29 protein-coding genes are annotated in these 24,905 nt (G+C 56.6%); 14 read left to right on the top strand and 15 right to left on the bottom strand.

The annotated features are described in order from the left end of the window. Positions 1 to 22: 22 nt before the first annotated feature. Positions 23 to 727: an SDR family oxidoreductase gene (locus BFL40_RS11695; protein ID WP_071484134.1), complete on the bottom strand. Its 705-nt coding sequence runs from the start codon at positions 725 to 727 to the stop codon at positions 23 to 25. 101 nt (positions 728 to 828) lie between these two features. On the opposite strand from BFL40_RS11695, the gene BFL40_RS11690 reads away from it, so the two are divergent. The 3 genes from BFL40_RS11690 (at position 829) to BFL40_RS11680 (ending at position 3,465) form a co-directional block, all read left to right on the top strand. After that, positions 829 to 1,731, top strand: a complete 903-nt coding sequence (locus BFL40_RS11690; protein WP_071484133.1) for a LysR family transcriptional regulator — start codon at positions 829 to 831, stop codon at positions 1,729 to 1,731. A gap of 230 nt (positions 1,732 to 1,961) precedes the next feature. Continuing rightward, positions 1,962 to 2,294, top strand: a complete 333-nt coding sequence (locus tag BFL40_RS32905) for a hypothetical protein (protein WP_083374531.1) — start codon at positions 1,962 to 1,964, stop codon at positions 2,292 to 2,294. Between the two features lie 160 nt (positions 2,295 to 2,454). After that, the gene (locus BFL40_RS11680) at positions 2,455 to 3,465 is read left to right on the top strand and encodes an aldo/keto reductase (RefSeq protein ID WP_071484131.1); all 1,011 of its coding nucleotides are present in this window, start codon (positions 2,455 to 2,457) and stop codon (positions 3,463 to 3,465) included. A 162-nt stretch (positions 3,466 to 3,627) separates the two neighbouring features. Here the strand turns inward: BFL40_RS11680 and BFL40_RS11675 are convergent, their stop codons facing one another. Next, positions 3,628 to 3,918: a chorismate mutase gene (locus BFL40_RS11675; protein ID WP_071484130.1), complete on the bottom strand. Its 291-nt coding sequence runs from the start codon at positions 3,916 to 3,918 to the stop codon at positions 3,628 to 3,630. A 257-nt stretch (positions 3,919 to 4,175) separates the two neighbouring features. Here BFL40_RS11675 and rarD point away from each other — a divergent pair, with 257 nt between their 5' ends. Then, the gene (gene rarD / locus BFL40_RS11670) at positions 4,176 to 5,057 is read left to right on the top strand and encodes an EamA family transporter RarD (protein ID WP_071484129.1); all 882 of its coding nucleotides are present in this window, start codon (positions 4,176 to 4,178) and stop codon (positions 5,055 to 5,057) included. 69 nt (positions 5,058 to 5,126) lie between these two features. On the opposite strand, the gene BFL40_RS11665 is transcribed toward rarD, so the two are convergent. From BFL40_RS11665 to BFL40_RS11655, 3 genes are all read right to left on the bottom strand, one after another. Beyond that, positions 5,127 to 6,338, bottom strand: a complete 1,212-nt coding sequence (locus BFL40_RS11665) for a dermonecrotic toxin domain-containing protein (protein ID WP_174555566.1) — start codon at positions 6,336 to 6,338, stop codon at positions 5,127 to 5,129. Positions 6,339 to 6,535: 197 nt separating this feature from the next. Continuing rightward, positions 6,536 to 7,612 (bottom strand): 4-hydroxyphenylpyruvate dioxygenase, encoded by a 1,077-nt coding sequence (gene hppD, locus BFL40_RS11660; RefSeq protein WP_071484128.1) that lies wholly within the window; start codon positions 7,610 to 7,612, stop codon positions 6,536 to 6,538. A gap of 246 nt (positions 7,613 to 7,858) precedes the next feature. Further along, a complete protein-coding gene (locus BFL40_RS11655; protein ID WP_071484127.1) occupies positions 7,859 to 8,782 on the bottom strand; it encodes a DMT family transporter in 924 nt (307 codons plus the stop codon). A gap of 77 nt (positions 8,783 to 8,859) precedes the next feature. Here BFL40_RS11655 and BFL40_RS11650 point away from each other — a divergent pair, with 77 nt between their 5' ends. The 3 genes from BFL40_RS11650 to BFL40_RS11640 all read left to right on the top strand — a co-directional run bounded on the left by BFL40_RS11650 (position 8,860) and on the right by BFL40_RS11640 (position 11,969). Next, on the top strand, positions 8,860 to 9,756 hold the full coding sequence (locus BFL40_RS11650; RefSeq protein WP_071484126.1) for a LysR family transcriptional regulator: 897 nt from the start codon (positions 8,860 to 8,862) through the stop codon (positions 9,754 to 9,756). A gap of 107 nt (positions 9,757 to 9,863) precedes the next feature. Continuing rightward, positions 9,864 to 11,408, top strand: coding sequence for an EAL domain-containing protein (locus BFL40_RS11645; protein ID WP_071484125.1), 1,545 nt, complete (start codon positions 9,864 to 9,866; stop codon positions 11,406 to 11,408). Positions 11,409 to 11,603: 195 nt separating this feature from the next. Next, the gene (locus BFL40_RS11640) at positions 11,604 to 11,969 is read left to right on the top strand and encodes a histone-like nucleoid-structuring protein, MvaT/MvaU family (RefSeq protein WP_071484124.1); all 366 of its coding nucleotides are present in this window, start codon (positions 11,604 to 11,606) and stop codon (positions 11,967 to 11,969) included. 111 nt (positions 11,970 to 12,080) lie between these two features. On the opposite strand, the gene BFL40_RS11635 is transcribed toward BFL40_RS11640, so the two are convergent. Continuing rightward, positions 12,081 to 12,617: a DUF4946 domain-containing protein gene (locus BFL40_RS11635; RefSeq protein WP_071484209.1), complete on the bottom strand. Its 537-nt coding sequence runs from the start codon at positions 12,615 to 12,617 to the stop codon at positions 12,081 to 12,083. 196 nt (positions 12,618 to 12,813) lie between these two features. Here BFL40_RS11635 and gloA point away from each other — a divergent pair, with 196 nt between their 5' ends. Further along, the gene (gloA, locus tag BFL40_RS11630; protein WP_024075354.1) at positions 12,814 to 13,335 is read left to right on the top strand and encodes a lactoylglutathione lyase; all 522 of its coding nucleotides are present in this window, start codon (positions 12,814 to 12,816) and stop codon (positions 13,333 to 13,335) included. Positions 13,336 to 13,397: 62 nt separating this feature from the next. Here the strand turns inward: gloA and ahpF are convergent, their stop codons facing one another. The 3 genes from ahpF to BFL40_RS11615 form a co-directional block, all read right to left on the bottom strand. Beyond that, a complete protein-coding gene (gene ahpF, locus BFL40_RS11625) occupies positions 13,398 to 14,963 on the bottom strand; it encodes an alkyl hydroperoxide reductase subunit F (RefSeq protein WP_071484123.1) in 1,566 nt (521 codons plus the stop codon). A 127-nt stretch (positions 14,964 to 15,090) separates the two neighbouring features. Next, on the bottom strand, positions 15,091 to 15,654 hold the full coding sequence (gene ahpC, locus BFL40_RS11620; protein WP_003173835.1) for an alkyl hydroperoxide reductase subunit C: 564 nt from the start codon (positions 15,652 to 15,654) through the stop codon (positions 15,091 to 15,093). Positions 15,655 to 15,787: 133 nt separating this feature from the next. Further along, positions 15,788 to 16,720: a site-specific integrase gene (locus BFL40_RS11615; RefSeq protein ID WP_071484122.1), complete on the bottom strand. Its 933-nt coding sequence runs from the start codon at positions 16,718 to 16,720 to the stop codon at positions 15,788 to 15,790. 170 nt (positions 16,721 to 16,890) lie between these two features. Here BFL40_RS11615 and BFL40_RS11610 point away from each other — a divergent pair, with 170 nt between their 5' ends. Then, the gene (locus tag BFL40_RS11610; protein WP_071484121.1) at positions 16,891 to 17,892 is read left to right on the top strand and encodes a DNA-binding protein; all 1,002 of its coding nucleotides are present in this window, start codon (positions 16,891 to 16,893) and stop codon (positions 17,890 to 17,892) included. 6 nt (positions 17,893 to 17,898) lie between these two features. On the opposite strand, the gene gorA is transcribed toward BFL40_RS11610, so the two are convergent. Next, entirely contained in the window at positions 17,899 to 19,257 is a 1,359-nt protein-coding gene (gene gorA / locus BFL40_RS11605; protein WP_071484120.1) for a glutathione-disulfide reductase, read from the bottom strand. Between the two features lie 101 nt (positions 19,258 to 19,358). After that, positions 19,359 to 20,198 carry a UTP--glucose-1-phosphate uridylyltransferase GalU gene (gene galU, locus BFL40_RS11600; protein ID WP_071484119.1) on the bottom strand — a complete coding sequence of 280 codons (840 nt, stop codon included), beginning with the start codon at positions 20,196 to 20,198 and terminating at the stop codon, positions 19,359 to 19,361. A gap of 307 nt (positions 20,199 to 20,505) precedes the next feature. Here galU and BFL40_RS11595 point away from each other — a divergent pair, with 307 nt between their 5' ends. Together BFL40_RS11595 and BFL40_RS11590 are read left to right on the top strand one after the other, a co-directional pair. After that, positions 20,506 to 20,691: a hypothetical protein gene (locus BFL40_RS11595; RefSeq protein ID WP_071484118.1), complete on the top strand. Its 186-nt coding sequence runs from the start codon at positions 20,506 to 20,508 to the stop codon at positions 20,689 to 20,691. Between the two features lie 132 nt (positions 20,692 to 20,823). Then, on the top strand, positions 20,824 to 21,105 hold the full coding sequence (locus tag BFL40_RS11590; protein WP_071484117.1) for a hypothetical protein: 282 nt from the start codon (positions 20,824 to 20,826) through the stop codon (positions 21,103 to 21,105). Between the two features lie 8 nt (positions 21,106 to 21,113). Here BFL40_RS11590 and BFL40_RS11585 read toward each other — a convergent pair whose 3' ends face one another. The 4 genes from BFL40_RS11585 to BFL40_RS11570 form a co-directional block, all read right to left on the bottom strand. After that, positions 21,114 to 21,344: a hypothetical protein gene (locus tag BFL40_RS11585; RefSeq protein WP_071484116.1), complete on the bottom strand. Its 231-nt coding sequence runs from the start codon at positions 21,342 to 21,344 to the stop codon at positions 21,114 to 21,116. Between the two features lie 75 nt (positions 21,345 to 21,419). Continuing rightward, positions 21,420 to 22,340 carry a c-type cytochrome gene (locus tag BFL40_RS11580; protein ID WP_071484115.1) on the bottom strand — a complete coding sequence of 307 codons (921 nt, stop codon included), beginning with the start codon at positions 22,338 to 22,340 and terminating at the stop codon, positions 21,420 to 21,422. After that, a complete protein-coding gene (locus BFL40_RS11575; protein ID WP_071484114.1) occupies positions 22,337 to 22,984 on the bottom strand; it encodes a c-type cytochrome in 648 nt (215 codons plus the stop codon). The genes BFL40_RS11580 and BFL40_RS11575 overlap by 4 nt, the downstream gene beginning before the upstream one ends. Before the next feature lie 175 nt (positions 22,985 to 23,159). Continuing rightward, a complete protein-coding gene (locus BFL40_RS11570) occupies positions 23,160 to 23,513 on the bottom strand; it encodes a hypothetical protein (RefSeq protein ID WP_071484113.1) in 354 nt (117 codons plus the stop codon). Between the two features lie 212 nt (positions 23,514 to 23,725). Between BFL40_RS11570 and BFL40_RS11565 the strand changes: the two genes are divergently transcribed. The 3 genes from BFL40_RS11565 to alkB are packed head-to-tail and all read left to right on the top strand — an operon-like array spanning position 23,726 to position 24,891. Next, positions 23,726 to 24,028 (top strand): DUF1883 domain-containing protein, encoded by a 303-nt coding sequence (locus BFL40_RS11565; protein ID WP_071484112.1) that lies wholly within the window; start codon positions 23,726 to 23,728, stop codon positions 24,026 to 24,028. A 26-nt stretch (positions 24,029 to 24,054) separates the two neighbouring features. After that, positions 24,055 to 24,222 (top strand): hypothetical protein, encoded by a 168-nt coding sequence (locus BFL40_RS34065; RefSeq protein WP_162843023.1) that lies wholly within the window; start codon positions 24,055 to 24,057, stop codon positions 24,220 to 24,222. Between the two features lie 3 nt (positions 24,223 to 24,225). Continuing rightward, positions 24,226 to 24,891 carry a DNA oxidative demethylase AlkB gene (alkB, locus tag BFL40_RS11560; RefSeq protein WP_071484111.1) on the top strand — a complete coding sequence of 222 codons (666 nt, stop codon included), beginning with the start codon at positions 24,226 to 24,228 and terminating at the stop codon, positions 24,889 to 24,891. Positions 24,892 to 24,905 lie beyond the last annotated feature (14 nt).

The raw sequence follows: 24,905 nt of genomic DNA, 5'->3' as shown, positions 1-24,905 counted from the left end.
CTCCCACAGTTTTGCTGGGTGTTTACAACAGGCCGCCGCCGTCGATATCGATCACGGCGCCGGTCATGAAGCCATTCTCCATGGCCAACACATACCCCGCCGCCACTTCTTCTGCTCGCCCCACGCGCCCCACTGGTAACGCCCCGCTCGCCTTGGCATACAGTGCAAGACGCTGTTCTTCGGCCAACCCTGCATACGCCGGCGTGTCTATCACCCCGGGACTGACAACATTGACCCGGCGTGGCGCCAGTTCTTTTGCCAATTGCTTGCCCAATGCTTCGGTCGCGGCATTGATACCGGTCTTGATGAATTGGCCTGGCGCCAACTTACGGCCCAGTTGCCCCGACGTCAGGCTGATGCTGCCGTGCTCATTCAAGAAGGGCAGCGCCTGCTGGATTGCCCGCAGTGCACCCCAGAGTTTTACGTTGAAGTTGTCCTGAGCTTCGTCCAGGTCAGTGTCGATCAGGGGCTTGGCCCGCACCGACGGACCGGAGGTATAGACCAAGTGATCAAAGCGCCCCACGGTCTCGAACAAACGTTGCAGGGAAACGGTATCGGTGACGTCGACCGGCTCGCTGCGCACACCGTTGTCGACACTGGACGTCAATCGGCGACCAGCCAGCACCACCTGTGCACCGCGGGCTGCGGCTGCTTCAGCCACTGCGGCGCCGATACCGCTGCTGCCGCCAATCACGATGACGGTTTTACCACTGAGGGAAGATGTCATGGGGAAACTACCTGGGTAAGAAAGTGAGCGTTCATCTTCCCAGCTTGGCAATCGGCGAAAAATCCCGGTAAAACGACAAGATCTTTAAAGGATTTTTACAAATGAGCTCAATCCTGGACCTTGAAGTGTTTGTGCGTACAGCCGACACAGGAAGCTTGTCTGCCGCCGCACGTGGACTTGGCTTGACTCCGGCAGCCGCCAGTATCGCCCTCAAACGCCTGGAAACCCGGCTGGGTATCCGCCTGCTCGCCCGCTCAACCCGCAGCATGCGCCTGACCGAAGAAGGTCGGCGCTATCTGGACAGCGTGCGGGTGGCACTGGAAGCATTGTCGGAAGGTGAGCACGCGATCAAACAGCAAGGCCAAAGCCTCAGCGGTTTATTGCAGTTGGCGGCACCTTCGGATTTTGGGCGCAATGTATTGCTGGGGTGGTTGGATGAATTCAAGGTCGAGCACCCGAATATCCGCCTCCAGTTGTTGCTCAATGACAGCAACGCCGATTTGTTCCGCGACACCGTCGACATTGCCCTGCGCTTTGGTGTGCCACGGGATTCCAGCCTGGTGGCGCTGCCGGTAGTGCCCGGCCACCACCGCATCCCCTGCGCGAGCCCCGACTACCTCGCACGTCACGGCACACCGCGCACGCCTGCGGATCTGGCGCAGCACAGTACACTGCGCTACATGCGCCGGGGGCAGCCCAACAACACCTGGTACTTTCGCCAAGGCGCACAACTGCAGGAAGTCGAAGTAACAGGCGATTACCTGAGCGATGACGGCGAAATTGTCCGGCGCTGGGCGTTGGCCGGGCACGGCATCGCCTATAAAGCCAACCTGGATATTGCCCGCGATATCAAGGCCGGACGACTGGTGCCGCTGTTAACCGATTGGCAAGGCGAACCGACGCCTTTCAACCTGATGTGCCCTCACCGCTTGCAGGTGTCGGAGCGCGTGAAAGTGCTGCATCGATTTCTACAGGAGCGCTGCCAGCGTTTGTTGAGCGTCTGACGCCGCGGCGTCATTATCACGAGCTGAAATTATTTATTTAAGGGTTTTTTATATTCATAAAATCGCCCAACACCCGTATTAATTTCAGCATTTATTGTAAGTAACAAACAACCTACAAACTTTACCTAGTATTTACTTTGGCACGTCGTGAACTCATCAGAAATAACTGTCTGAAACGTATGCCCGGAGTATTATTAAAGCCGGTTCGGTGCATATGAAGAGGACTTATCATGATCAGTCGACTCTCAACAATGAAAGTAGCCGTCTTGCTCATTGCCACACTCGCGATTGCAGGGCAGGCAGAGGCCCGTGGTGGATATGGCTATGGTTGGGGTCACGGTGGTGGTTGGGGCTGGGGTGGCCCAGCCTTACTCGGAGCTGTGGTCGGCGGTCTCGTCGTAGGCTCGGTCGTCGCCAACTCCCAGCCGCCGGTTTACGTCCAACAACCGGTTTATGTCCAACCGCAGCCGGTGTATATCCAACAACCACCTCCGGTCTACTATCAAGCGCCACCGCCAGGCTATTACTACGCGCCCCAACCGGTTCCGGTACCGCGTTATTAAACCCGCGTTGGGCATCAACTCTGTTTCCAGTGACACAGGTCCCGTCTGAAAACGGGACCTGTTTTGTTTATGCGTTAGAAAAGTAACGCGCAGGGCTTGTTCCAGAGCCGTCGAGTCTGGTATTGCATGGCTCATGTTTCCCTGCCATGAGGAGCTTTGCATGATTTACCGCACATTGGGCCAGTCCGGGTTGAAGGTTAGCGCGTTGACCCTGGGCACCATGATGTTTGGCGAACAGACCAGCACCGAAGACTCGCTGCGCATCATCGACAAGGCCTGGGACCAGGGCATCAACTTTATCGACACCGCCGACGTCTATACCGGCGGGCGCTCCGAGGAAATCGTCGGTGAGGCCATCGCCCGCCACCGCGAGGACTGGGTGGTCGCCTCCAAGGTTGCGATTGGCCCCACCGACGGTTTGCCTAACCGCAGCGGCTTGAGCCGCAAGCGCATTTTCAATGCACTCGAAGCCAGCCTGTCACGCCTCGACACTGACTACCTGGACATCTACTACCTGCACCGCGAAGACCACGACACGCCACTGGAAGTGACGGTGTCGGCGATTGGTGACCTGATCCGCCAAGGCAAGATTCGCTATTGGGGCTTGTCCAACTATCGCGGCTGGCGCATCGCCGAAGTCATTCGCGTGGCCGAGCGTTTGGGCGTGGACAAGCCGATCATCAGCCAGCCGCTGTACAACATCGTCAATCGCCAGGCCGAGGTCGAGCAGATTACCGCGGCGGCGGCTTACGGCTTGGGCGTGGTGCCTTACAGCCCGCTGGCTCGAGGCGTGCTCAGCGGCAAGTACGCGCCCGATGTAACACCCGAAGCCGGCAGCCGCGCGGCGCGCCAGGACAAGCGCATTCTGGAAACCGAATGGCGCGTGGAGTCGTTGCGCATCGCCCAGCAGATTCAGCAGTACACTCAAGGGCGCAGCGTAGGGATTGTCGAGTTTGCGATTGCCTGGGTACTGAATAACTCGGCGGTGAGTTCAGCGATTGTCGGGCCGCGTACGGAAGCGCAGTGGGATGCGTACACCGGAGCGCTGAATGTGAAGATTACCGCTGAAGATGAAGCATTTATCGACTCGTTGGTAACGCCGGGGCATTCGTCCACACCAGGGTTCAACGATGTCGGCCATTTCGTGTCGGGCCGTGTGGCTCGTTCGTAGGCTGGCTTCTTGTGGCGAGCAGACTTGCCCTAATGCCGTTCAGTTGCGGTTTTTTGTAGAGGCGAGTTTGCCCGCGACAATCTGACAGGTACCGTGTTGATCCAGACCGCTTTGATCAGGGTGCGACCAGATGTCACGAATGTGCCCTGCTTTGAATACAGCCTATTTCAATGTGCCTTCCCGGATGACTTGGTGATTTACCACGACTTCGTCTATGACGGTTCTGAAGACTTTCTGAATTAACTCGATACTGACCCCGTACTGGGCAGCGAGAAGGGAATACCGTTGCGCTTGCGCGGCCTCGCGAGAAGGATCAACAGCTTCCAGGCTCTGTGCGGCCTTGATAAGGCCAACCTTGCTCGTAGCGATAAATCTCAGTCCGAGAGTCCTGATGATCTTTTCATCCAAACTATCTATTTCCGCCCTCAATTGTCCCAGCTCATCGCCGCTCATGCCGGTCGCCTCAAAGTCACTAGTAATTACGTCTGAGTGTATCGTGTCTAGATCAGGCTTTGATAATGTCATCCTGGGCTTAACTGAACAGCATTAGGGCGAGCCCGCTCGCCACTGGAATTCATCCATACTTCCCGCGGTGAGAAAATTTTCCGCAAAACGCCCCAAAACAGCGCAACCGTCTCCCGCCAAAAGCACCATAATCCTCTCCTTAAATCCCCCCTCTTTTTGTATCCATCGGTTTTCGCGAGGACAGTGTGTCTAAAGGTGTTGTGTTATCAGTCTTGGCATCGGTGCTGTTTGCCGTGATGTACTACTTCACATCGTTGCTCACGCCGTTAAGTGGTCTGGAGATTTTCGGCTGGCGCATGCTGCTGACCGTGCCGTGCATGACGGTGTTCATGATCGTCAGCGGCGAATGGCGGCGGGTATGGGAGCTGGTGCGAATGCTCGCGGCTAAACCGCGCCTGATTGTTGGCGTGCTGCTGTCGTCAGCTCTGCTGGGTGTGCAATTGTGGCTGTTTATGTGGGCACCGCTGAATGGGCGTAGCCTGGATGTGTCGGTGGGATATTTCCTGCTGCCCCTGACCATGGTGCTGACCGGGCGCCTGGTGTGGGGCGAACAACTTTCATACCTGCAACGGATCGCGGTGTTTTTTGCGGGATTGGGTGTGCTCAACGAGTTGTTTCAAGCCGGTGGGGTTTCCTGGGCGACACTGGTGGTAATCATTGGTTACCCGATTTACTTCATCGTGCGTAAATATCTCAAGACCGACCATCTGGGCGGGCTCTGGCTGGATATGGCGCTGATGCTGCCGGTGGCCTGGTGGTTTGTGCAGAGCGGCGAGCAGGGGTTTGCCGTAATGGATGCTCATCCCAAGCTGTACGCGCTGATTCCAATACTGGGCCTGATCAGTGCGTCGGCGTTGGTGAGCTACATCATTGCAAGTCGCCTGTTGGCGTTCAGCTTGTTCGGTCTACTCAGCTATGTAGAGCCGGTATTGCTGCTGGGCGTCGCGTTGTTGCTGGGGGAAGGTATCAAGGCGGGAGAATGGTTGACCTACATCCCGATCTGGCTGGCGGTGATGGTGCTGGTGTATGAAGGTTTCAAGCATCTGGTACGTCAGCGCAAGACTTAAACGCCGTCGCGTAGTGGATGTCAGTTGTGGGGGCATCCATACCCCTCTTTCAAAGTGGTGCGGCACAGGTTAGCGAGTGTTTACCTGAGGCATGACTTGCGGCGCATTCAAGGGCTCGAGCACATCGGCAGCATAATCTATCAATCCTCTCACCATGCCGTACTGCAGTAAATTGCTTTGCACCTCATTGCCTATTTTTTCCAGGTGGTTATTCATCGTTTTTTCGTCGATACCAAACACACACCCGATTCGATTATTCCGGTTCAATTCCGTTAATGTACCGATAATTGGATTGGTCAGGATGGTTTCAAGCGAATGCGCCACATCCTCAGGAACGCCTAACTCGATCAGTGCTGTTCCAAGGCCATGACCAGGGTTACGCAGTTGTTTGATGAACTCGCTCAACAGGCTCTGCGGGTCGTTGGCGCCAACGTTATCCAAGGCGGCACTGACCACTTTCCCGCCATATTCCTGTTTCGTCATCAGCACGAGCGGATCGTTATTATTCAGCCCGTCTTTCACGAAGTAGAAGCCGTCCTTGCTGCCACCATGCAGGTTTCCATGAGCGTCGTATTTGTAAATTACTTGCTCGCCATCGGATCGGGTTCCCCGATAACTGACATTGCCGTCTGAGTCGATCCGATGGAGTTGCGTACGGGTCAACCCGTTGACGAGAACGGGTGGAACAGTGGCGTCTTTGTGCAAGCGCTCAAAAATGTCACCCTCCTCATGGCCAAAACTTCCGATCACTGCATTGCCGTCGCCAGCGGCAAATTGGGTCATGGTGTTTTTGACTCGCTCAATTTGTCCAGGCGCTGCATCGCTGGAGAAGTGAGCGGCAAACTTTTGCAGTTTATCCGGATCGTTGGCAACCGCTTTAACCCAGGCCGTCATGGCTTGAGACGTATTGAACTCGTGAAATGACGCTCCATTCTCTTCCGGGACGTACAGCAAGAAATTGGGCCCTTCGGCAATAGCAGGCACGCGCTTGACTACCATGATATTACTGGACTGAGCACCATCAACCGCAAAGGTGGAAACCTGCACGCTAGGGGCTCCTTTCCAATTCGGCTCCACCGCTGCGTAAGCGAGCATCTGCCCTTTCTTGCTGAGTAAACCGTCCCGGAACTCTGACTGAGTGGCGTCCAGGAACATTTGACATGCCCTGTCGATAGGGCTCATTGAGTACGTACTGCTGATTGGGATGGCGGGCTCGTTTTGCGTTGCCTGCGCCGTAGGCAAAGGAATCGGAAGTTGGGGCGTAGGGGATGTAATAGTCATAGAAGACTCCTTTAATGACAGAAAGGAAGGCATTTTCACTTCGGGAAATAGGCGATTTTCCGCCTCCCATCTTCTATGTGGGTACTGGCCTACATCCTGTTCCAAGCCTGCTACTGCCAAATTACTACAGCGTACATCGCAAGCAAAAAAGCCCGACAGAGAGACTCCTCTGCCGGGCTTTTCATGCATCACCGTTTTTAGTCGGCGGTCAATACACCACGACGCACCTGGTCACGCTCGATCGATTCGAACAATGCCTTGAAGTTGCCTTCGCCAAACCCATCGTCGCCCTTGCGCTGAATGAACTCGAAGAACACCGGGCCCATCAGGGTTTCCGAGAAGATCTGCAGCAGCAAGCGCTTGTCGCCTTCAATCGAGGAACCGTCAAGCAGAATGCCGCGTGCTTGCAGTTGATCCACCGGCTCACCGTGGTTCGGCAGGCGGCCTTCAAGCATTTCGTAGTAAGTATCCGGCGGTGCGGTCATGAAACGCATGCCGATCTTCTTCAGCGCATCCCAAGTCTTGATCAGGTCGTCGGTGAGGAACGCAACGTGCTGGATGCCCTCGCCGTTGAACTGCATCAGGAACTCTTCGATCTGGCCGGCGCCCTTGGACGATTCTTCGTTCAGCGGAATACGGATCATGCCATCCGGGGCGCTCATGGCCTTGGAGGTCAGGCCGGTGTATTCGCCCTTGATGTCGAAGTAACGCGCTTCACGGAAGTTGAACAATTTCTCGTAGAAGTTGGCCCAGTAGACCATGCGCCCGCGGTAGACGTTATGGGTCAGGTGGTCGATAACCTTGAGACCTGCGCCCACCGGGTTACGGTCTACGCCTTCGAGGTACACGAAGTCGATGTCATAGATCGAACTGCCTTCGCCAAAACGGTCGATCAGGTACAGCGGCGCGCCGCCGATGCCTTTGATCGCCGGCAGGTTCAGCTCCATCGGGCCGGTTTCGATATGGATTGGCTGGGCGCCAAGTTCCAGCGCGCGGTTGTAGGCCTGTTGCGAGTCTTTGACACGGAACGCCATGCCGCACACCGACGGGCCATGCTCGGCCGCAAAATAGGATGCGAGGCTGTCAGGTTCGTTGTTGAGGATCAGGTTGATCTCGCCCTGGCGGTACAGGTGCACGTTCTTGGAGCGGTGGGTCGCGACTTTGCTGAAGCCCATGATCTCGAAGATCGGCTCCAGGATACCCGGGGTCGGCGATGCGAATTCGATAAATTCAAAGCCCATCAGGCCCATTGGGTTTTCGTATTGGTCTGCCATTTTCGGCGCCTCATCATTCTTGTAGGTAGCAATTGGTTATTTGCGAGCAAGGATGAGGTCGAAGGGAGGCGCACAGGAGAGACCTCGCACGCTGCGGGCGAGGAAGTCACCAAAGATGAGGGGGGAGCCGAGTAGCTTCATGGTTACATCAGTCTCTGACGGCCGAGGCTTGCGTGAGCGCAAGTCCGTATTCTTGTATGCGTAAATCGATTCTACACAGCGTAACAGTGTTTGTCCGTACTCTTATCAAATCCCCATTGGCTTGGCTTGCGCAAGGGGTTTGTTGCATAGATAGATGCCGAGCAGGATTACCGCACCGCCCAGCAGCATGGGCTCGGTCAGTTGCTCGCCCAACAGCACTGCGCCACAGATGACCGCCGTCAGCGGATTGAGCGCAATAAACACGCCGGCACGTGTCGCGCCGATGCGGCGGATACCGTCGTACCAGGCGATGTAAGCCAGCGCCGAACCGAGTACGCCCAAGTACAACAGGCTCAACCACTGCGGCAGTTGAATGGCGTGCACGGCAGCGATTGTCATCCTGCCACTGAGCGTCGTGGTAATCGCTAACATTAAGGTGCCCAGCAGAATGGACCAGGTCACCGTCTGCAATGAACCCAGGCGCTGGTTGAGGCCACGGGAGAACAGCGAGTACACGCCCCACCCCATCACACAGCCGAAGATCAGCAAGTCGCCCGTCCAGGTATTTGCGCCGCCCTCTAGAAGTTGAGGGTTACGGCTGACGATAACGGTTCCTGCGCCGCCCAGGCACAAGGCAATGCCCAACAGTTTGGCCCGCCCCAGATGCTCCTTGAACAACCACCATGAAGCCAGGCCGATCACGGCCGGGTTCAACGCCACAATCAGTGAAGCGCGCGATGCGTTGATGTAATGCAGCCCGTAGAAAAAGCACAGGTTGTAGAAAAAGATGCCGAAGAAACCCAGCATCGACAACTGCAAGAATTGCCCAACACTGGGTCGAACCAGGCGAACCCGTGCAAGGGCCATGAACACCAGCAGCGCCACGCTTGCCAGCACAAAGCGCAACGTCGCAGCCAGCAACGGATCAACGTCGGCGGCCAAATAACGACCGGCCACGAAGGTCGTGCCCCAAATCATGGTGACGGCGGCAAGCTTGAGGTAGGTCAGGCGGTCGGAGGAAGACGTCATCAGCGAGTGCTCTTTCACTATCAGGATTGGCGTATCATCGAGCTAATGACGAGTCATCGTAAAATGAGCAAATACTCATGACACTCACGCAACTGGAAATTTTCTCTCGGGTGGCAGAGCTGCAAGGTTTCACCAGCGCCGCCCACCGTCTGGGTATCAGCCAGTCAGCCGTGTCCCATGCTATTAAAGCCCTTGAACAGGAATTGGGGGTCGAGTTGTTTCGACGCCATCAGTCCCAGGTAGAACTCAGCGATATTGGCCAGCAACTGCTGATACGCGCACGCACCCTCCTCGGCGTGGCCAACACCCTGCAACAGGAAGCCTCAGATGCACGCGGTATGAAGCGTGGCACGCTGCGCATCGGTTCTTTCGGCCCTACTTCGTCCAATCACCTGCTGCCGCGCATCCTCAAGCAATTTCGGCTAGAGCATCCGGGCATTGAGGTGCATGTGGACGAAGGCCCGGATCGCCAGGTGATCCAGTGGCTGGACGAGCGGCGCATCGACGTGGGGTTTGTGGTACTGGAGCAGGAGCGTTTCGATACGTTTACGCTGTTCAAGGACCAGATGGTCGCACTGTTGCCGGCGGCGCACCCCCTTGCCGAGCGATCGTGCGTAGAGTTGAAGGCGCTGTGCGATGACCCGTTCATACTGACTGAAGCCGGCTCGCTGGAGTTGGTCTCGCGGCTGTTCAGCATCGCTCGGCTTACACCGAATGTGCGTTACCGCTACTCACAACTGCTCAGTACTTTGGAAGCGGTGAGCCGAGGCGATGGTGTGAGTATCGTAGCGCAGGCGTCGTTGCCTGAGACGCCGGACCCACGTTATCAGGTACGTTCCCTCTCCCCACCGGTCAGCCGTGAAATCGGCTTGGCGGTACTGGATCAGCGTGAGTCGACGCCGGCGACCCTGGCGTTTGTTCAATTGGCGCAAACCTTGATTTCTAACGGGTGGCGATCCGCAGGTAACTACTGACCGAACGGCTAGGTGCGGCGAGCTTATTTCGCTTGCGCCATCTATCATCGAATTAATCTGTTTAGCCCTTCGGCGCTTTTCCCACCCTGCACCAGGCCGTTCTTCCCATGCCCCTGACCGTAAACGGCCCGCGAAAGCGTGCCACCCGCAATTTAGTCACCGCACTCAGCGGCCTGCTGCCGATCGCATTGGGCCTGGTGATCCTGCATTGGCAAGCCGAACGCACCCTGCAACAAAGTACAGCGCAGACCGCCCTGGAAGCGGTGCGCCAATTTGACCTGATGCTCGACAACACCGCCCTCGCCGCCCAGGCCTTGCTTCCGCTGGCGGGGCAGCCTTGCGACAACGGTGCACAACTGGCGCTGCGGGAACAGGTCACGCGTCGACCATTTGTGCGGGCGACGACCCTGTCCTGGCAGAAAAATATCTATTGCAGCTCGCTGTTCGGTGGCAATTACCAGTCGCCGGTCAACCCGGATGACTACGTTGGCGGCAAACTGTGGTTGATGAACGGCAACCCGGTTACACCGGATACGGCGCTGCTGGTTTACCGCTTGGTCGAAGGCGATAAGGCCGCATTTGCATCGATTGACGGCTACCACCTGACCAACGCTTTACGCCTGATCAGCCGCTACGCAGAACTGGTTCTGCAAGTGGGACCCAATTGGTTGGACGCTGACGGCAAAGTGCATAACACGGCCGTGCCGGTATTTGCCGTGGCCCATGATCACCTGGCGTCCGAGCGCTATCAGTACAGTGTCGAGGCCGGCATGCCGTCCGGTGAGGTGTGGCGGTACATGGAAGCTCGCTACCCGGCACTCTTCAGCCTGCTGGTGTTCTTTGGCGTACTGGCAGGCACCCTTGCTCACTGGCTGCAAAAGCGTTCATCCGCTCCCACCCACGAATTGCAACGTGCATTAGGCGCCAACGAATTCATTCCGTATTTCCAGCCTGTGGTACGCGGTGATACCCGCGAATGGGCCGGTTGTGAAGTGCTGATGCGCTGGCAACACCCAAAGGAAGGTCTGGTGCGCCCGGACCTGTTTATTCCCCTGGCCGAGCATTCCGGCCTTATCGTGCCAATGACCCGCTCGTTGCTACACCAGACCGCCGTGCAGCTCGCACCCCATGCTGGGCGTTTCAGCCCAGGCTTTCATATAGGTGTGAACATCACTGCACGCCACTGCCAGGATTTGGCATTAGTCGATGACTGTCGGGAGTTTCTCGCCGCCTTCCCTCCTGGCCGGGTGACACTGGTGCTGGAGCTGACCGAGCGCGAGCTGATCGAGCCTACCGATATCACCCGACGTTTGTTCGACGCACTGCATCAACTGGGGGTGATGATTGCCATTGATGACTTCGGTACCGGCCACTCAAGCCTGGGTTACTTGCGCAACTTCAATGTCGACTACTTGAAAATCGATCAGAGCTTTGTGGCCATGATCGGGGCAGATGCACTCTCACGGCATATTCTCGACAGCATTATCGAATTATCCGGCAAGCTGGATCTGGGTATCGTGGCCGAGGGCGTAGAAACAACAGAACAGTGCGAATACCTCGCGGCACAAGGTGTGGACTTCCTACAGGGTTACCTCTTCGGCCGACCGTTGCCCTGCGATGAGTTCATTAAGTCTTTGGCCAATCATGAATAGCCATCTACTACCCGCGATGAAATAATTTTATTTAGATAGAAGACGTGATTTACTCATGACGCATTAACTACTACAATTTTTTCTGCCTGTGCAGAACTCGCAGAGAGACCTCTTTCTTTGAGTCACCTTAAAGCTCTTGGCTTATAGCTTTGTCTGCAGTTGATATCAGCCAACTACACTATTGGAGTACAGATTTTGTCCAGACTCGCCGAATTTCGCGCAGCAGAAAAAGCCCTTCAAGAGCAGCTTGCCCAGCTGGAATCCCTGAAGAATGACGCCGGCCTGAAGAAAGAAATCGAATTTGAAGAAAAACTTCAAGCGCTGATGAAGAGCTACGGCAAAGGCCTGCGCGACATCATCTCGATCCTTGATCCAAACCCTGGCAAGGCCGGTGCTGCGCTCGCCCCCGCACCGAAACAGCGCCGCGCGCGCGTGGTCAAGGTTTACCACAACCCACACACCGGCGAGTTGATCGAGACCAAGGGCGGCAACCATCGCGGCCTGAAAGCCTGGAAAGAACAGTACGGCGCCGCCACTGTAGATTCCTGGCTGCGCGGCTGATCAGCGCGCACTAACAAAGAGCCCCGCACTGGCGGGGCTTTTTTGTTGAAGGGTTCGAAAACGAACTTAACCAACATTTCACTTTGTTCATAATCGACCAGCGCATCGACTTCAAAGTTTCAGGCTGGCGCGCACCGAACTGACTTCATCCTTGCTGGCTTCGTACGCTTGCGCTTGGCCCGCGTATGAAAAAACATACGCCTTATCATTATCCACCGCGCCCACCAATGTTTGCGACAATACGTGTCGCCCGTTCTCGGTAATCACGCAAGTAGTTTCCAGCGCTTCAAGGCGGCTCAACGTGGTTGAGTGCATCTTGCTGCACACGCTTTGATAACCGCCATGAGCAAAATCTTTCTGGATGGATTTACGCATTTCCAGCAATACGCCTTGAAGATTAACTTTATGCCCGGCCTCAATCGGTGTGCCGGTCAACTCCATAACCATCAAGGTTGTACCATTTGCATCATTCTTGATCGCCCGCTGCCGAGACACGGTCTGGGGATTTACTGACGCCTCGCCGTCGGGCACCACCTCTTCGACTTGCCAGCCGCTGGGCCAATGAATTTCCGGGTCAGCCGCGAGCACAAACGGGCTGCCCAACAGCAAACACAAGGAGCTCAACAACGGTTTACGAAATTCAATCATTGCGAAAAACACCCAAAGTTCAAGCAACAAAGTTTGAGCCTCGGCACCCGCTGCTCGCAAGGCCTGCTTGACCTTTTTCATTTGGCGCGGCGGGCGGGCCTTGCGTATCATGACTCGGCTGCTGGGTTACCGGCCGCGAGCCAAGGGACCGTTCTCTCACCCAAGCTGCGTTTGCCCCATTTTTTCTGGAGGGCCCATGAGCCTGCACGATCTGAACACTTTCCCGGGTGTCACCGCCCAACCTGACACCGCCACCGCGAACTTCGTGTTCAACCACACCATGCTGCGGGTCAAGGACATCACCAAGTCGCTGGACTTCTACACCCGCGTATTGGGTTTCTCTCTGGTTGAAAAGCGCGACTTCCCGGAAGCCGAATTCAGCCTGTACTTCCTCGCTCTGGTGGACAAGGCCCAGATCCCGGCCGACGCCGCTGAGCGCACCCAGTGGATGAAGTCGATCCCGGGCATCCTGGAACTGACCCACAACCACGGCACCGAAAACGATGCCGACTTTGCCTACCATAACGGCAACACCGACCCTCGTGGCTTTGGCCACATCTGCATCTCGGTGCCGGATATCGTGGCTGCGTGCGAACGCTTCGAAGCCCTGGGTTGTGATTTCCAAAAGCGCCTGACCGATGGCCGCATGAAAAGCCTGGCGTTCATCAAGGACCCGGACGCGTACTGGGTTGAGATCATTCAGCCAGCGCCGCTGTAAAAGTCCCGCACAATAAAAAACCCCATGATCACTCATGGGGTTTTTCATTTCCGGGTCCGAATTTACGCGGGTGCGGAAGTACGGATCAGGTGATCGAAAGCGCTCAGGGAAGCCTTGGCGCCCTCGCCTACTGCGATCACGATCTGCTTGTACGGCACCGTTGTTACGTCACCGGCGGCAAACACACCCGGCAGCGAAGTCTCACCACGCGCATCGACGATGATCTCGCCACGCGGGGTCAGTTCCACAGTGCCTTTGAGCCAGTCGGTGTTAGGCAGCAAACCGATCTGAACAAAGATGCCTTCCAGGTCGATGGTCTTGAACTCACCGCTGTCACGGTCCTTGTATGCCAGGCCAGTAACTTTCTGGCCGTCACCTTTGACTTCGCTGGTCAGCGCACTGGTGATCACGTCAACATTCGGCAGGCTGTAGAGCTTGCGCTGCAACACGGCGTCGGCGCGCAATTTGCTATCGAACTCAAGCAAGGTCACGTGGCTGACGATACCCGCCAGGTCGATAGCGGCTTCAACGCCTGAGTTACCGCCGCCGATCACTGCCACGCGCTTGCCTTTGAACAATGGACCATCGCAGTGCGGGCAGAAGCACACGCCCTTAGCCTTATATTCCTGCTCGCCCGGCACACCCATTTCACGCCAGCGCGCACCAGTGGCCAGGATTACAGTCTTGGACTTGAGGGTCGCACCGCTTTCGAAGCGAATCTCGTGCAAGTCACCGGCATTTTTCGCCGGGACCAGGCTGCTGGCACGCTGCAGGTTCATGATATCCACGTCGTACTGGCGTACGTGGGCCTCAAGCGCACTGGCCAGTTTCGGCCCTTCGGTTTCCTGCACCGAGATAAAGTTCTCGATGGACATGGTATCCAGCACTTGACCACCGAAGCGCTCAGCAGCCACACCCGTACGAATGCCTTTACGTGCGGCGTAGATAGCGGCCGCAGAACCTGCCGGACCACCACCCACCACGAGTACATCAAAAGCATCTTTGGCACTGATTTTCTCGGCAGCTTTTTCGATGCCGCTGGTGTCGAGCTTGGCGAGGATTTCTTCCAGGCCCATGCGACCCTGACCGAAGTTCACACCGTTGAGGTACACACTTGGCACCGCCATGACTTGGCGCTCATCGACTTCGGCCTGAAACAGTGCACCGTCGATGGCAACGTGGCGGATGTTCGGGTTGAGCACGGCCATCAGGTTCAGCGCCTGGACCACGTCCGGGCAGTTCTGGCACGACAGCGAGAAGTAAGTCTCGAAGCTGAACTCGCCTTTCAGGGCGCGAATCTGTTCAATCACTTCGACACTGGCCTTCGACGGGTGGCCACCGACTTGCAGCAGGGCCAACACCAGCGAAGTAAATTCATGGCCCATGGGGATGCCGGCAAAACGCAGGCTGATATCGGCACCCGGGCGGTTGATGGAGAACGAAGGCTTGCGCGCATCATCACCATCGGTTTTCAGGGTAATCAGCGTGCTAAGGCCTGCTACATCCTGCAAAAGGGTCAGCATTTCCTGGGATTTCGCGCCGTCGTCGAGGGAGGCGACGATCTCGATCGGCTGGGTGACCCGTTCCAGGTATGACTTCAACTGAGCTTTAAGATTGGCGTCCAACATACGGGCGATTTCCTATTAATTCGGTTTATTGCAGACAAAAAAACGCCCGAGCGAATATCGCCCGGGCGTTTTGAGGGCGGATGCAGCTTACTTAGGTGCGGAATCCCGCCCTTGATACTTCACAGACTTAGATCTTGCCGACCAGGTCCAGGGATGGTGCCAAGGTGGCCTCGCCTTCTTTCCACTTGGCTGGGCACACTTCGCCTGGGTGGGCGGCTACGTACTGAGCGGCTTTGATTTTGCGCAGCAGTTCGGAAGCGTCACGACCCACACCACCGTCGTTCAGCTCAACGATCTTGATCTGACCTTCTGGGTTGATCACGAAGGTACCGCGGTCTGCCAGGCCAGCTTCTTCGATCAGCACGTCGAAGTTGCGGGAGATGGTCAGGGTTGGGTCGCCGATCATGGTGTACTGGATTTTGCCGATGGCTGGCGAAGTGTTGTGCCAGGCAGCGTGGGCAAAGTGGGTGTCAGTGGAAACGCTGTAGATTTCGACGCCCAGCTTCTGGAATTCGGCGTAGTTGTCAGCCAGGTCTTCCAGCTCGGTTGGGCAAACGAAGGTGAAGTCGGCTGGGTAGAAGAACACTACGGACCATTTGCCTTTCAGGTCAGCGTCAGTCACATCTACGAAGTTGCCGTTTTTGTATGCAGTGGCTTTGAACGGTTTTACTTGGCTGTTGATGATAGGCATCGTTGACTCTCCGTCAGGGGTTAAGAAGTTGATGAGATGAATCCTACCCACTCTTCCCGACGATGGCTCATTGGCAAACCTGATGCTGACGATTGGTTTTCCCTATCAGGTAACTGTATTAATAGAAGAAAACTCAAATCAGCGGCTGGATCGCCAGGGTCATGCCGAGAAAGGGCGTCGCTTCAACATAGCGCATGGCAGATTTCATGTCGCTCCAGCCGACGTAACTCATCAACGACTTCAAATCCCAGCCGCTTTGATGAGCCCAGGTCGCAAAGCCTCGGCGTAGCGAATGGCTGGTGTACAGATCGGCAGGGATGCCTGAGCGCTCCAAGGCCTGGCGCAGAAGCGGGATCACACTGTTGGGGTGCAAGCCCTCCTCGCCCAGGTTGCCCCAGCGATCGATCCCGCGAAACACCGGACCGCGTACCAGGGCTGAGGCACTGAGCCATTCACTGTAGGCCTGCACCGGGCACAGACGCAGCAGCGCCGGGGTTTGGTAAGTCTTGCCGAGGTTGTCTCGGTCACTTTTGCTGCGCGGCAGATACAGACTGATTCCGGCGCCAGGTATCGCCTGCACGTGCTCGATACTCAGGCGGCATAACTCATCGCTGCGAAAGCCCCTCCAGAACCCCAAAAGAATCAATGCGGTGTCACGCTTGGCTCGCAACAAACGAGGCTGATCCTGGGCATCGCTCGCCTCCTTTGCCTCCATCTCAAGAGCAGCAACCACCTGCTCGAGATGGTTGAGTTGCAATGGTTGCGCCTGCTTCTCTTGCGCCGGGTGCACAGCACGAATGCCTTTGAGCACTTTGCGTACCACCGGCGCCTTGGTTGGGTCTGGAAAACCTTGGCTTATGTGCCACTGCGCCAATGCCGAGAGCCGCAGCTTCAAGGTGTTGACTGCCAGTAGTCCGGCGTGTGCCACCAGGTAGCGCGCGACGCTATCGCTGGTCGCCGGCAGAAACCCGCCCCAATTCACTTCGAAGTGTTCGATCGCCGCGCGATAGCTGCGACGCGTGTTATCGCGTGTGGCGGCATTGAGATAACGATCCATATCGCTCATGTGAGGCCTATTCGTACTGCTAACGAGTGTATCGACGATTAAAACCGCTATGGCACGGGATAATACGCCAATATCCCATCTGTGAAATCATGAATTTAAACGATTTTTTATTCGTGTTATAGTATGTATCTACATACTACGTACCACAGTACTAAATCGACGGAGACCCCATGGCGCGCGGCGGCATAAACAAAGCAGTTGTTCAAACGGCACGCCTGGCAATCCTTGCCCGTGGCGAAAACCCCAGCATCGATGCCGTGCGCATAGAGATGGGCAATACCGGCTCGAAAACCACGATTCATCGCTATTTGAAAGAGCTGGACGAGAGCGAAGCCCGGCTCTACATCACCCAAGCCCCGATCGACGACGAGCTTGGCGAGCTGGTGGCACGACTGGCCCAGCGCCTCAAAGAAAAAGCCCAAGAGCCGATCGATCTGGCCCTGGCGCAATTTGAGCTGCAGAAAACCGCCCTGCTCGCCCAGGTAGAGGCACTTGAAGAGGCTCGCAGCCAGCTCAAGCAGCAATTTGATATCCAGGCAGCGGCCCTGGCAGAAGAAAGCGCTGCGCTGCAAACCGCGAGCACCAGCTTGCAGACCGAGCAAACCCGCAACGCGGGGCTCAGCCAGGCGTGCAGCGACTATGAGTTAAGAGTCAACGACAAGGACGCGCAGATTCGTTCACTGGAAGAAAAACACCTGCATGCTCGAGAGGCGCTTGAGCACTACAGAAATGCGGTCAAAGACCAGCGCGAGCAAGAGCAGCGGCGCCATGAAGGCCAATTGCAGCAGGTGCAGGCGGAGCTGCGCCAAGCCCAACAAAGCGCCATGGTGCGCCAGGATGAGATCACCCAACTGCATCGCGACAATGAGCGACTACTGATCGAGCACCGAGTGACGGCGAAGGAATTGACCGCCCTACAGGAGCAAACCCGCAAAGACCAGGCCGTGCAACTCAAGTTGAGCGAACAGGTCAGCCTGATTGAGAACGAACGCACCCTGCTTCAGGAGCGTCTGCGGGTTTCCGCGCTGGAAAGTCAGTCACGCCAGGAAGCGCTGGCCGAACACCAACTGACCAACAAAACCCTGGAACTGGACCTTATCAAGGCCCAGTCCAGTATCGAGGCGTTGCGCCTGGCGGCCGTCGTTGCAACGACGCCCGAGGCAACACCATAAGCCTGATCAGCCGGCCACAGGCGTGCGCATGGTGACGAACTCTTCCGCCGCCGTGGGGTGTACGCCGATGGTCTCGTCGAAGTGCTGTTTGGTCGCGCCCGCCTTAAGCGCGATCGCCAAGCCTTGCACGATCTCGCCGGCATCTGGGCCGACCATATGACACCCAAGCACCTTGTCAGTGTCGGCGTCGACCACCAGCTTCATCAGCGTGCGTTCCTGGCACTCGGTCAGGGTCAGTTTCATCGGCCGGAAACGGCTTTCGAAGATCTGCACCTTGTGGCCGTTCTTCTTCGCCTCTTCTTCGCTTAGGCCGACGGTACCGATATTCGGCAAGCTGAATACCGCCGTCGGGATCATCGCGTAATCGACCGGGCGATACTGCTCAGGCTTGAACAGACGACGGGCCACCGCCATCCCTTCGGCCAAGGCAACCGGCGTCAATTGCACGCGACCAATCACATCACCAATCGCCAGGATCGACGACTCGGAGGTCTGGTACAGGTCGTCCACCTCGACGAAGCCGCGCTCGTCCAGCTTGACGCCGGTATTTTCCAGCCCCAGGTTATCCAGCATCGGACGACGGCCCGTGGCGTAGAACACGCAATCAGCTTCCAGCACGCGACCGTCTTTCAGCGTGGCCTTAAGGCTGCCGTCCGCTTGCTTGTCGATGCGCTCGATATCGGCATTGAATTGCAGGTCCAAGCCACGCTTGGTCAGCTCCTCTTGCAGATGCTTGCGCACCGAGCCATCAAAACCGCGCAGGAACAAGTCACCGCGATACAGCAGCGACGTTTGCGCGCCCAAACCATGGAAAATACCCGCGAACTCAACAGCAATGTAACCACCGCCCACTACCAGCACACGTTTAGGCAGATCTTTCAGGAAGAACGCTTCGTTGGAACCAATAGCGTGTTCACGCCCTGGAATTTCCGGAATCTGCGGCCACCCACCCGTAGCAATCAGGATGTGCTTGGCGGTAAAGCGCTCGCCGTTGATCTCCACCTGATGCGGATCGACCAGACGTGCATGCCCCTCATGCAGGGTCACGCCGCTGTTGACCAGCAAATTGCGGTAAATGCCATTAAGGCGGTTAATCTCGCGATCTTTGTTGGCGATCAGGGTCGCCCAATCAAAGTTCGCCTCGCCAAGTGACCAACCAAAACCGCTGGCTTGCTCGAAGTCCTCGGCGAAATGCGCACCGTATACCAACAGTTTCTTCGGCACGCAGCCGACGTTAACGCACGTACCGCCCAGGTAGCGGCTTTCCGCCACGGCCACTTTGGCGCCAAAGCCTGCGGCAAAGCGCGCCGCGCGAACACCGCCGGAACCGGCGCCAATTACATACAGGTCAAAATCGTAGGCCATTTCACTCTCCTCGGCAGGACATCAGCATACCGACTTACATGGGGCTGAAAAACGAAAAAGCCACCCGAAGGTGGCTTTTTGCATAGCAGGATTACTTTGAATCAGTAAGCCTTGCCAGTTTTGTAGAAGTGCTCGAAGCAGAAGTTGGTTGCTTCGATGTAACCTTCAGCGCCGCCGCAGTCGAAACGCTTGCCTTTAAACTTGTAGGCAATCACGCAACCGTCTTTGGCCTGCTTCAACAGGGCGTCGGTGATCTGGATTTCACCACCCTTGCCTGGCTCGGTTTCTTCGATCAGCTTGAAGATATCCGGAGTCAGGATGTAACGACCGATGATCGCCAGGTTCGACGGGGCATCTTCCGGTGCCGGTTTTTCAACCATGTCACGCACACGGATCAGGCCATCGCCAATTTCATCACCGGCGATCACGCCATACTTGTTGGTTTCCGAAGGATCCACTTCCTGGACCGCAACGATAGTGCAGCGGTACTTCTTGTACAGATCGACCATCTGCTCCAGTACGCCTTTGCCGTCCAGGTTGACGCAAAGGTCATCGGCCAGTACCACGGCGAACGGTTCGTCACCGATCAGTGGGCGGCCGGTCAGGATCGCGTGGCCCAAGCCTTTCATCTGGGTCTGGCGGGTGTAGGAGAACGAGCACTCGTCCAGCAGACGACGGATGCCAACCAGGTATTTTTCCTTGTCGGTGCCCTTGATCTGGTTTTCCAGCTCGTAGCTGATATCGAAGTGGTCTTCCAGTGCGCGCTTACCACGGCCGGTCACGATGGAGATTTCGTTCAGGCCGGCATCCAGTGCCTCTTCGACGCCGTACTGAATCAGTGGCTTGTTCACCACCGGCAGCATCTCTTTGGGCATGGCTTTGGTCGCTGGCAGGAAGCGAGTACCGTAACCGGCTGCTGGGAACAAGCATTTCTTGATCATATAAGTCCTTACAAAGGGCTGTGCGTACGGAATTCGGCGCAGTCTAATCAGGCCGCAGTCACCTTACAATGGGTCCTGCTGGCGTTGCGATGTCATCATAGAGAAAAAATGTCGGCGTAAGTTCCGCTGATCCTACGAAGAGCCTCCCCAACAGTGCGACAAAACAAGCCTAAGCCCCTTTGTTTAAAAGGGCTACAACCGTTTTAGCACGCTTTTCGGTACGCGACACTGACCTGCAACAACTTGCGCGCCTCTATGGCATTTGGCGCTATCATTGCCCGCTTGAACCACACCACGAGATTGATAGATGTCAGAACCAAAAGGCGTGAACGGCTACCTGATCACACAGCGAGCAGATGGCTGGCACTTGATCAACTTCCACGGAGACAGCGTCGCCGGGGCATTCGCGACCGAACGTGAAGCCATTGCGGTCGCTGAAGTATTTGTGGATGAAGCTGGCCACGCGTCGAGCAAACGACCCAAGGGTAAGTAAGCCTCGCCGCCCTGCGCATAAAGCCCCGGTGAACGGGGCTTTTTTGTGTTTGTTGGCCGTTCGCTATAATCTGCTGCCGACGCCCAATGACAGTATCAGCGCCCTTCCAACACCCTCGACGACGACCCCATTATGAACAAGATTCTGGCACTGACTGCGCTACTGACTCTGGTCGGCTGCACCACCACGTCCGAGACTTACCTGAAAAATGGCGAGCAAGGCCTGACTATCGATTGCTCGGGCGAGGCCAACTCATGGGCCAGTTGCTACGAAAAAGCCGACGCCTCGTGCGCGGGCACCGGTTACCGCATTGTCGGCACCGAGGGCACGCCATCATTGAAAGAAAGTGACAAAACCCTCGGCAAAGACGTGGGTAACTTCAAGAGCCGTAGCGTGGTGGTGGTCTGCAAGTAAGCGGCATGCTACAGATGAATTTCGGCGAACTTGATGCCCAGGCCACGCAGGATCTCGACCAGGTCATCCAGGCGCGGAAACGACTCGACCTCATCCTGCTCATCCACCAGGAAATAACTGCGCCCGCCACTTTTCTTGAAAAATACGATCCATTCGCCCAAGTCTGCGGGATTAGGGATGACATGGGTGGCCGAGATCTGACCCTCGGCATGGCGGGCTCTGACGTGTTCACGTTTCATGACGGCTTCCAGAAAAAACAAACACCGCGCAAACCCAAGGCTTGCACGGCATTTTTGCATTGAATACCAGACAGTTTAACGGATGCCTTGCCCGATCAACACGCCATCAACCGTTTGTCCGTAGAGATTGACGCCATCATTGGCATGAAATTTAAGCCGGGTTTTCTCCACCGAACCGTCCACCAATCGCGGGTCTTGCGGCCGCTCGTGGCTGTTGACGTAGGCGGCGACATCCCAGGCTTGCTGATCACTCAAACTGCCACCCTTGCCCAACGGCATGTTGTGCTTGATGAAGGACGCCGCGGTGTTGATTCGGTGCATGCCGGCCCCCCAGTTGTAGGAGTCTTTACCCCATAACGGTGGCATGACGTAGCTGTCTCCGGCTTTTTGCCCCAGCCCTTCTGCACCATGGCACACCGCGCATTGCCCCTTGTAGACCTCGGCGCCTTGGGCCAGGTTGTAGCCTTTGGCCGGTTGCGCCACATCGGGGTAGCCGCGTCCCGGAAGCTCTACGCCCAAGGGCGCCTTGCTCGCCAGCCAGTAGGCATACACTGAGAGCGCGGTAATCTCGGGACTATCAGCTGCCGGCGGCGTCCCCCCGTTCATGCTGAACTGGAAGCAGCCCTGCAAGCGCTCAGCGAAGGTGTTGACCTTATCGTTCTTCTGTCGATAGGCAGGGTACATCGGATAGGCAGCCCACAGCGGTGCCGAGTTGTCGAGGCGCCCCTGATCCAGATGGCAGTTACTGCAATTGAGCCCGTTACCGACAAATTTAGGCGCCAGGCGCTGGGTGTCCACGAACAACGCATAACCCTGCCTGACCAGTTTGCCGTAGGCGTTGTCGGGTAATTCGCTCTCTTGAGGCGGCTGAAATTGCACGGCAGCCGGATGAGCGGAGGGTTGCAACTGGGACTGGTCTTCCATGGCAATCGTGGCGGCTTGGACAGGCACTGCAATCAGCAACCCCAGCGCGGTGGCAATCATGAATGGCTTCATGGCTTGGCCTCCAGGTTCAACGACGCGAAATACTGAGCGATACCCTGCACTTCCTCTGGGGTCAGGGACTTGGCAATGTGGCCCATCAAGTCATTGGGATCATTGCGGCGCGTGCCGCTTTGCCAGGCGGTCAACTGTGCCGCCAGGTAAGCGGCAGGCTGACCGGCCAAGGGCGGAAACGCGTCACCCACTCCGACACCTGCTGGTCCATGGCAACTGACGCAAGCGGGAATCTGCCGCTCCCAGGCACCTTGAAGCGCGAGTTTCTGTGCGGCGCTGGTTGGCATCTCGCTACGGAACACCGTCACGGGTAGCGGGTAAGGCATCGCCGCCAACGCCTGGCTTACCGCTGCGATTTCTGCGTCAGTCAGTGCTTTCGCCAACGGCTGCATCACTGGATTGCTTCGCGCTCCGCTGCTGAAGTCGGTCAGCTGTTTGCGCACATACTCCGCCGACAACCCCGCCAACCTGGGAAACCCTGCGGCGGCTAGGCCCAACCCATCAGCGCCATGACACGCGACACAGGGCATCGCACCAGGCTGTGAACCGCCCTCGGTAAAAATCTTTTTCCCATCCAGCGCGTGTGCATTGCCCAACAGCAATAACAACGCGCCGCCCATCAACACTCGTTCCAGAGACATCATCACGGCTCCATTTTTATAGTTATATGCTTAGCCCCAAAACACATAAGCCTATAAATAGTAGGGTAATGATCCCATTGCTACAACCACACAAAAGCACCACAAAAAAAACCTGACACTGCAACGGCAGGGTCAGGCTTTTTTATCGGATTCATGTATGTAGGGTGACCCTGAAGGCTTAGCTGCCGGAAATGCAATCCTCCCCGGCTTTCTTCACATCGCCCGGGCGGATCGGCACATTGGACATGCTCTCATAGAGCTTGATACTGCTGCCGCTGGAGCGCTCTTCAATCTCGAAGATCGCCGAAGGGTCGGCCGAGTATTTCTGCGGAACAATCACCTGCACACCGTCCTTATGGGGCTCGATCTGCGGCGGTCGGCGGGTTGCGGCTAATTTGCGCACGACACATGCGGCATATTCCGGCGGTTTTTTCCCTGAAATGACCACCAATGTTGGCGGGGTCTGCTTGATATCTGCAACCGAAGCACACCCACCTATCGCCAAGGCCAGAACCAACACACTCCACTTCATACTAAAACCTCCGATAAAGACCCTACGACAGCGTAGAGAGTAATTTTCTCCCGCCAATGTAGGATTTATCTCTGAAAACTCGGTAAATAACTGTTTTAAATTGTCGAAGTCGTCGACGACGACCCGATAATAAACGCGCTGGGGCTGATAAACTCCATCTTAACCTACGTATCATTCTGATTTTTCAGAAAAAGCCCTTCTGGAGACACCCCATGAAATACATCCACCAGCGCGAGCACCTCAACGAGGGCGACATCGTTGTCATCGAATGCTCGCAGACCTGCAATATTCGCCTGATGAGCGATGCCAACTTTCGCAGCTTCAAGAACGGTGGTCGCCACACCTACCACGGTGGCGCCTTCGACAAATTCCCGGCGAAAATCACCGCACCCAGCACCGGTTTCTGGAATATCACCCTGGATGTGGTAACGCGCCGCGCCATCAGCGTTACTCGCAAACCAGCGCTGTCCCATAAGATTCGCATCGTTCGTCGTACCAGCACCAAACTGAGCTGATCCGAACACTTGACAGGAAAAAAGCTGTGACCACCACGACTAAATACGTCATCAAGTACAAGCTCAACGGCGAACGTCGCTTTGAGTTCGCGCAATTACAAAGCAGCAGCGTGGAAGAAGCCAAGCAAGCCCTGGCGAAAATCCACGATGCCAGCGACGTCATCACCGACATCAATGTGAGCAAGGCGCTGTAAGTCATGCCAGGCCCTACTGCCGATTTGTTCGCCGATGAAGCCCTGCAGCAACCCGCAGGACGCGAACAAATGGGTGCTGAGTCTTACGTGCTGAGGGGCTACGCCCTGCCCTGGATTGATCGTCTACTGCCTGAATTGCGATCTGTGCTGGCCCAAGCGCCGTTTCGACAGATGATCACGCCCGGCGGCTTTACCATGTCAGCGGCGTTGAGCAGTTGCGGCGAGTTGGGCTGGACGACCGACAGCGCCGGCTATCGCTACAGCCCCCTTGATCCGCGTAGCCTGCAACCCTGGCCGGCGATGCCCGAGACTTTGCGCCAACTGGCCGTACTGGCGGCGGCAGAGGCCGGTTTCAGCGATTTCTCCCCGGATGCCTGCCTGATCAACCGCTATATACCCGGCGCCAAAATGTCCCTGCATCAGGACAAGAACGAGCGTCGCTACAGCGCTCCGGTGGTCTCAGTGTCCCTCGGTCTACCGGCAATTTTCCTGTTCGGCGGCCACATGCGCAACGACAGGACGCAAAAGATCTCGCTGTTCCATGGCGATGTGGTGGTCTGGGGCGGTGTCGATCGACTGCGCTTTCATGGAGTGACGCCAATCAAGGAAGGCGTGCATCCAATCATGGGCCCGCAACGCATCAACCTGACTTTTCGCACCGCCGGCTAATTTGACCGCAAGCT

This window comes from Pseudomonas costantinii (assembly GCF_001870435.1).
Taxonomy (GTDB): domain Bacteria; phylum Pseudomonadota; class Gammaproteobacteria; order Pseudomonadales; family Pseudomonadaceae; genus Aquipseudomonas; species Aquipseudomonas costantinii.
The sequence above is the reverse complement of the archived record's forward strand: the minus strand, read 5'-3'. Positions and strand labels throughout refer to the sequence as shown.